Origin of the sequence: Maribacter sp. 4G9 (assembly GCF_002742265.1) — a bacterium.
Lineage (GTDB): Bacteria > Bacteroidota > Bacteroidia > Flavobacteriales > Flavobacteriaceae > Maribacter.
The window spans coordinates 1-3,808 of the sequence record NZ_MDGL01000049.1; the positions used below are offsets into that span (position 1 = coordinate 1).

The window sequence follows — 3,808 nt, forward strand, 5'->3', positions numbered from 1 at the left end:
AAAACATTGGTTCTTTGCTTACAAATGGTTACAGGAAACTGCAAAGCATTATCCTAATCTATTTGTGCATTGGCAATATGGATTTAAGCCTTGACTTGTTAAGAAGAGCCGTATGATGCGAGAGTATCACGTACGGTTCTGTGAGAGGTTTAGGGGTGAAACCCCCCTTTACCTACTCGACTTATGTTCAATAGTGATATTTTATTTACTTTCTTTTAGTAAAGCTTTTATTAATGACACAAGATTATTCATGTCTCGATAATCCATTACTTCAATTGGGGAATGAGAATACCTCCCTGGCCAAGACAATGGAATTGAAGGAATACCATAGCCAAGAAAGGCTTGACCATCTGTACCTCCTACAGTCATTCCATATTGCACCTTGATTTTATTTTGGGCTGCAAGACTTTGAGTTTCTTTTAAATTTGCTCTACTTATGAAATTTATACTTTCCAATACTCTAATTACTGCCCCATTTCCTAAAGGACAATTTGCAAATGTCTCGCTAGAATATGGGTCATCTGAGGATACATAGGTGTCAATAGGGTATACCGTTGTGGCATTGCTGAGAGTTTTTGCAGCGAATGAGGAACCAGACAAACCTGTTTCTTCTTCAACAGACCAAACAAAAGTGACTTTCTGACTCAAGAGATCAGGATTTAAATCGGACAAACTCATCAATAATGCTGCACACCCCACTCGGTCATCGAACCCGCGGGCGGTCGCTCTGTTTTCACTTAGCCGGATCATCTTTTTAGGCATTGTTACAGTGGTGGAACCTTCCCTTATTCCAGCTTCCTCAGCCTGGTTCTTTGAAGTGAAGCCAGCATTGACAGCAAGTGGTTCTGTAAATGACCTTTTTATAGCTGTTTTATAATCAGCTCTGGGTTCAAATACCCCGTCAATTGGATTTCCGTTAACATGAATCAATGCTGGTTGAGCTTCCCACAACCAATTAAGCATCCCACCCCTTGGCTGAAGTAGTAATGTTCCATTGTCTTTAATAGAATCCACCACATACCCTGTCTCATCCATGTGGGCAACAAAAACAATATGCTCATCTCCTTGTCCGAAAGTTAGATTAATATTCCCTTTTGAATCAACATTGGGGTTTGCCCATATAGGCAATTTGCTCAAAATAAGTTCTCGTACTTTATTTTCATCGCCACTCACACCATATTGATCAATTAGTGAAGAAATTAGAATGTGTTCATTTTGGAAGCTATTATAAGCACCTAGATTATCTGTACGATTTACCAGTGGTAACTCAGTTCGTTTTTTCTCAGTACCAAAAATAGTTATCCAATGTGCAATCAAATTTTCTATATCAGAAATTGCAACTAATTCAACAGGGGTTTCTGGATATAAGGAAGGAAACCCATATTCATATATCCTTTGCTTTGTAAACTCTACGGTAGATGCCGGCATTCTAAATGAAGTGGTAGGTTTAACTGCGACTAAATTATTAGTGTTTCTATTCAAAAGGGTACTATTGACTACCAATTTGTTATTGTTCACTTCATCAGATTCTAGAAACCTATTGAATCGATAGATTTCATCAAATACACCATAGTTATTGATGACAGTTTCAATTCCTTTTGAATTAATCAACTCAAGTGCTGTCCAAGCTACAACAACGGTTCCTTTAATGTTCTTCTTAGTCAATTGCTGTGCTACCATCGCCAACGCAATTGCTGCAGACTTGGTTTTAGCCGAATTCGCGGCAATAAACGTATTCCCAATAATCACAGGCTTTTTATTCAACGTCACTGGATCTAGCAGTTGAATCCCTTTTTTAGTTACATCCAATGCCGTAGATTCTCCTACGTCTAGGCGGGCTTCCTGCCATTTGAAAACTTCTTTGTTATTTTCACTCGGGGTTCTAGTCCCTTCAAAATGTGCAGAGGGTACAGTAGATACACCAATAAAAGAGCCCTTTTCAGTACTTATATTGACTTCATGTCCTTGTAAAAACTGATGATACAAGTTGCCATTATGTCCTGATCCAACCGGGTTGATTTTCAGATAACCATCATCCAAAATTTCGCTCACAACATAACCTGGTTCGTCCAAAGGAACCGTAATCAACCGCCTTGGTTCACCAGTCCCAATGGTGAGGATTAGATTCCCTAATTTATCTTTCTCCAGGTCAGCATTCTTAAACAAAGCTTGAATATAGGAAGCGGCCTGTTCTTCTCTTCCTGTTATCGATGAAGTTTTAGAAAATTCGATGAGATGATCGACTAAACTTGTATTTCCTCCATTATTTTGTGCCAAAGAAACCTGAGAACTAAAAATCAATGCTAAAAAGTAGAATGTCGTGAATTTCATATGGTCTAATTATTTTTTAAAAATTGCTGCCAATGGGCTTTGTTTATGGCGTGTGAGGCGTGCCTCACCAGGAGCCATCATTACGCCTCATAGGTTATAAGTGTAGTCGATGGCCGTACCTTTTGCTCCAGTGCCAGTTTAAAATTAGGGAAAACTTCCTTAGGTATGGGGTGTAATGTACAAAGCCCATCGATGGCGATAAGCAAAAGGGAAGCGTGCAATGTACGTGATTTTGCGTTCCCGAAGGGATATGGCCATCGACGGTCTCGTATAACCGTCAGTTACGGATAAATATACGTTAATTTTCGGTTTGGCACAGACTTTAGCAATTCCGAGTGGATTCGGACGCAGTCGAATCCGCCGTAATTGCGGTTATACATTGTTGTGCTTTCGTTATTTTTTAATTTCCTTTTTTATTAATATTAATATCGAATCTATCTTTTTATCTATCACATCGAATCTTTGGTCTGCAAATTTTGAAGAACCAATAAAGGAAGTCAGAATACTTTCAAATTCCTGTGATGTTAAAAGTTGATTGTTTTTTTTCTCAAATTTGGATTCAGTTATTCCAAATATTCCTCCAGTTGCATTTGTGATAGCATCTCGAAGATTTATTTCTTTCATTGTCAAGTCCAACAATTGAAATCTATATTTAGAAACTTCTGATTCTTGAGTCCTTATTCTTTGAAGTGCTTCTGCCCAAGAAGATAATTCTGTTCGCAATATTGAATTATTAATTAGGGCTATTCTTCCTGAAGAAATTAATTCGTTAATTATTTCATTCCGAGGTCTGAACTCCACTTCATATCCAATTGTATTAACCAATAATGAGTCAAAAGTTTTATTATTTATTTTTGGCTCAAAAGGTCCAGTATGTTTGAGTATTTGTAGTCCGAAATTCGCATTTCTGTTATTTAGGGTTACAGTCGTAGTTAAATTCTGTTTATTAAATTCAAACTCATCTTTTAGAGAAATTAAATAATTTTCTTCTACTTTATTATTTTTTCTGTTTTCATTCCAATTATTAACTTGTAGTGCGATTAAAATTCCAATAACGACAAGGATAATTTCTCCGATTGCATAAATCAAATACTTACTGAATTTATTTTCAGAGAGCAGTTTTTGCCTAATTTTCCTAAAGAATTTTATCATTGGTTAGCGGTTTGTCATAATGAAGCACAACGGTCTCGTATAACCGTCAGTTACGGGTTTATATGCGTTAATTTTCGGTTTAGCACAGACGTTAGCAATTCCGAGTGGATTCGGACGTAGTCGAATCCGCCGTAATTGCGGTTAGCATCTATGTAAAAGCAGCCTGTCGAGTATCTTTAAGATTCACCAAAATCAAAAGATATGAAAACACAACAAACTGCTCCACCCAAGTTATTCATTGGTATCGACATACACAAGCGAAGTTGGAAGGTACACTGTTCGACCGATCTTTTCTCTGGCAGGACCTTTTCCATGTCCCCGGACC

The 3,808-nt window shown here is 37.6% G+C and carries 2 protein-coding genes; both read right to left on the minus strand.

The genetic code is table 11. From position 1 onward, the window contains the following. Positions 1–201 precede the first annotated feature (201 nt). Complete coding sequence (locus tag BFP75_RS07170; protein WP_099544566.1) at positions 202–2,331, minus strand: M28 family peptidase; 2,130 nt, start codon at positions 2,329–2,331, stop codon at positions 202–204. A 393-nt stretch (positions 2,332–2,724) separates the two neighbouring features. Further along, positions 2,725–3,483, minus strand: a complete 759-nt coding sequence (locus tag BFP75_RS07175) for a DUF6090 family protein (RefSeq protein ID WP_099544567.1) — start codon at positions 3,481–3,483, stop codon at positions 2,725–2,727. Between the last annotated feature and the right edge of the window lie 325 nt (positions 3,484–3,808).